1 protein-coding gene is annotated in these 3,917 nt (G+C 67.1%); it reads left to right on the forward strand.

Translation table 11 applies throughout. From position 1 onward, the window contains the following. A partial coding sequence (locus AU197_RS17640) for a non-ribosomal peptide synthetase (protein ID WP_156434463.1) occupies window positions 1-3,917 on the forward strand: 3,917 nt, incomplete at both ends.

Consider the following 3,917-nt stretch of genomic DNA (forward strand, 5'->3'; position numbering starts at 1 on the left):
CTGGCCCGCATCTATGCCCAAGTCCTGGGCCTGGACCGCGTCGGCGTCGACGACTCCTTCTTCGAACTCGGCGGCGATTCACTGTCGGCCATGCGGGTCATCGCCGCGATCAACACCACGCTCGACTCCGACATCGCGGTGCGGACGGTATTCGAGTCACCCACGGTCGCACAGTTGGCGCCCCGGATCAGCGGAGACGGCGGTGGATTACAGCCGCTGGTGCGGGCGGACCGGCCGGCGGTGGTCCCCTTGTCGTTCGCGCAGAGCCGGTTGTGGTTCCTGGAGCAATTGCAGGGTCCCTCACCGGTTTACAACCTTGCGGTGGCGCTGCAGCTGACCGGGCATCTCGACACCGAGGCACTGCGCGCGGCGCTGACCGATGTGGTGGGTCGACATGAGAGCCTGCGCACGGTTTTCCCTCTCGTCGACGAAGCGCCCCAGCAGCATGTGTTGCCGACTGAAGGACTCGACTTCGGCTGGCAAGTCATCGACGCAACCGGTTGGTCGACCGGGCGACTCGCGGACGCCGTGGGGTCTGTTGCCCGCTACACATTCGAGCTGGCGACCGAAATCCCTCTGCGGGCACAGCTTTTCCGCGTCGGAGCCGATGAACACGTACTCGTGGCCGTGGTGCACCACATCGCCGCCGATGGTGTCTCGATCAGCCCGTTGGTCCGGGATCTGGGTGTGGCGTATGCGAGCCGGTCCGCGGGGCGGGCACCGGACTGGACACCGTTGGCCGTGCAGTACGTGGACTACACGCTGTGGCAGCGGGCGCAATTCGGCGATCTCGAAGACACCGGAAGCCGCATCGCCGCCCAAGTGGAATTCTGGGAGCAGGAGTTGGCCGGGCTGCCCGAGCGGTTGGAGCTACCGACCGATCGGCCCTATCCTGCGCAGGCCGACCAGCGCGGCGCCACGATCGTGGTCGACTGGCCGGCGGAATTGCAGCAGCGCCTGCGCACGGTCGCCGAGGCGCACAACGCGACGAGTTTCATGGTGGTGCAGGCCGCGTTGGCGGTGTTGTTGTCGACGCTGAGTGACACCAGAGACGTTGCCGTCGGATTCCCCATCGCCGGCAGGCGCGACTCTGCGCTGGATGACCTGGTGGGATTCTTCGTCAACACGTTGGTACTGCGGGTGAACACCGACGGCAACCCCACCGTCGCCGAACTGCTGGCTCAGGTGCGGCGGCGGAGCCTCGCCGCCTATGAGCATCAAGACGTGCCCTTCGAGGTACTGGTGGAGCGCCTCAACCCGGTCCGGTCGCTGACCCACAACCCTCTGGTCCAGGTGATGTTGGCCTGGCAGAACTGGCAGGACAGCGATCCGGCCGCAGGACTGTCTCTCGGTGATCTTCGCGTCGCGCCGCTGCCGGTCGACACCCATACGGCGCGAATGGATTTGGCGTTCTCACTCGGTGAACGCTGGACCGAAGCCGGCGAATCGGCCGGCATCGGTGGAAGCGTGCAGTTCCGCACCGACGTGTTCGACGCCGAGACCATCGAGGCGTTGGTCGAGCGATTGCGGCGGGTGTTGGTGGCGATGACCGCCGATCCGGCACGGCGGTTGTCCTCGCTCGAAGTGCTCGATGCAGGCGAGCGAGCGCGGTTGGACGAGTGGGGTAACCGCGCTGTGCTGATGCGGCCCACACCGCCGCCAGTGTCGATTACGGCGATGTTCGCCCACCAGGTTGTGTCCGCGCCGGAGCGCGAGGCGATGTCCTTCGACGGCGGCGCAATGTCCTACCGCGAACTGGACGAGGCAGCCAACCGGTTGGCACAGCTGTTGGTCGAGCATGGCGCTCGCCCGGGCGAATGTGTGGCCCTCCTTCTGGAGCGCTCACCGCAGGCTGTGGTGGCGATCCTCGCGGTGCTCAAGACGGGAGCGGCGTATCTGCCGATCGACCCCGGCCACCCCGATGCGCGGATCGAGTTCATGCTCGACGACGCCGCGCCGGTCGCGGCGATCACCACCGCCGTGCTGGCCGAGCGGCTAAGCGGACGGGATCTGCCGGTGATCGACATCACCGACCCGCGTATCGACGACTACTCGAGTGCCGGGCTGCCGACACCGGCGACGAGCGACCTCGCCTACATGATCTACACGTCGGGCACCACCGGAAAGCCCAAGGGAGTGGCGATCACTCACCACAACGTGACTCAGCTGATGCAGACGCTGGACGCCGGCCTGCCGCCTGCGGGCGTCTGGTCGCAGTGCCACTCCCTGGCGTTCGACGTCTCGGTGTGGGAGATATTCGGTCCGCTTCTGCGCGGTGGGCGACTGGTGGTGGTTCCCGACCCGGTGGTCCGCTCACCCGAGGATCTCCAGGCTCTGCTTGTTGCCCAAGGCGTCAGCGTGCTCACCCAGACCCCGTCCGCCGTGGCGGCACTGTCGACCGAGGGGCTGGAATCGACGGCGTTGGTGATGGCCGGTGAGGCCTGTCCGGCCGAGGTGGTGGATCGGTGGGCGCCGGGGCGGGTGATGATCAACGCCTACGGTCCGACCGAGACCACGATGTGTGTCGCGATCAGTGAGCCGTTGACCGCGGGATCCGGTGTGCCACCGATCGGTTCGCCGGTGCCGGGATCGGCGTTGTTCATCCTCGACGGGTGGTTGCGCCCGGTGCCCGCCGGGGTGGTTGGCGAGTTGTACGTCGCCGGCCACGGTGTGGCATCTGGATATGTCGGGCGGTCGGGCTTGACGGCGTCGCGGTTCGTGGCATGCCCGTTCGGGGGATCAGGACAGCGGATGTATCGCACCGGGGATCTGGTGCGCTGGGGCACCGATGGGCAGTTGCAGTATCTGGGCCGGGCGGATGAACAGGTCAAGATTCGCGGGCACCGCATCGAACTGGGTGAGGTCCAGGCGGCTCTTGCCGCGCTCGAGGGCGTCGAACAGGCGGCGGTGATCGCGCGCGAGGACACTCCCGGTGACAAGCGGTTGGTGGGCTACGTGACCGGCACGGCCGAGCCGGCCAGGCTGCGCGCCGCGCTCGCGGATCGCCTGGCCGACTACATGGTTCCTGCAGCAGTCGTCGTGCTGGACACGTTGCCGCTGACCCCGAACGGCAAACTCGACACCCGCGCACTACCGGCTCCCGAATACACCGCCGGCAGGTATCGCGCGCCGTCGAATGCGGTAGAGGAACTCCTGGCCGGCATCTTCGCTCAGGTGCTCGGGTTGGAGCGGGTCGGGGTGGACGACTCGTTCTTCGATCTGGGCGGCGACAGCATCTCGTCGATGCGTCTCATCGGCGCGGTAAACGCTGGGCTGGACACCGGACTTTCGGTGCGGACCGTGTTCGAGGCACCGACCGTCGCGCAGTTGGCGTTGAGGGTCAGCGCAGACGGGGGCGGGCTGGCGCCGTTGGCGCCGGCTGAGCGGCCGGCGATGATTCCGCTGTCGTTCGCGCAGAACCGATTGTGGTTCATCGACCAGTTGCAGGGCCCCTCGCCGGTTTACAACATCGCGATGGCGCTGCGGCTCGGTGGACGCCTCGATGTTGACGCCCTGGGCGCAGCACTGAGCGATGTCGTGGCCAGGCACGAGAGCCTGCGCACCGTCTTCCCGGCCGTCGATGGGACGCCCCGGCAGGTGATCGTCGGCGTTGAGCAGCTCGACTTCGGTTGGCGGGTCGTCGATGCCGGCGATTGGTCGGAAAGCCGACTGACGGAGGCCATCGAAGAAACCGCGACCCAGGTTTTCGGCTTGGAATCCGAGATCCCTTTGCGGGCAGAGCTTTTCCGCGTCAGCGAGGGCGAGCATGTGTTGGTGGCCGTGGTGCACCATATCGCGGCTGACGGTTTGTCGATCGCCCCGTTGGTGCGGGATCTGGGCGTGGCCTATGCCAGCCGGTGCGCTGGGCAGGCTCCGCAGTGGGCGCCTCTGGCGGTGCAGTACGTCGACTACACGCT

The organism is Mycobacterium sp. IS-1590, from assembly GCF_001500025.1.
In the GTDB taxonomy this organism is placed as follows: Bacteria; Actinomycetota; Actinomycetes; order Mycobacteriales; family Mycobacteriaceae; genus Mycobacterium.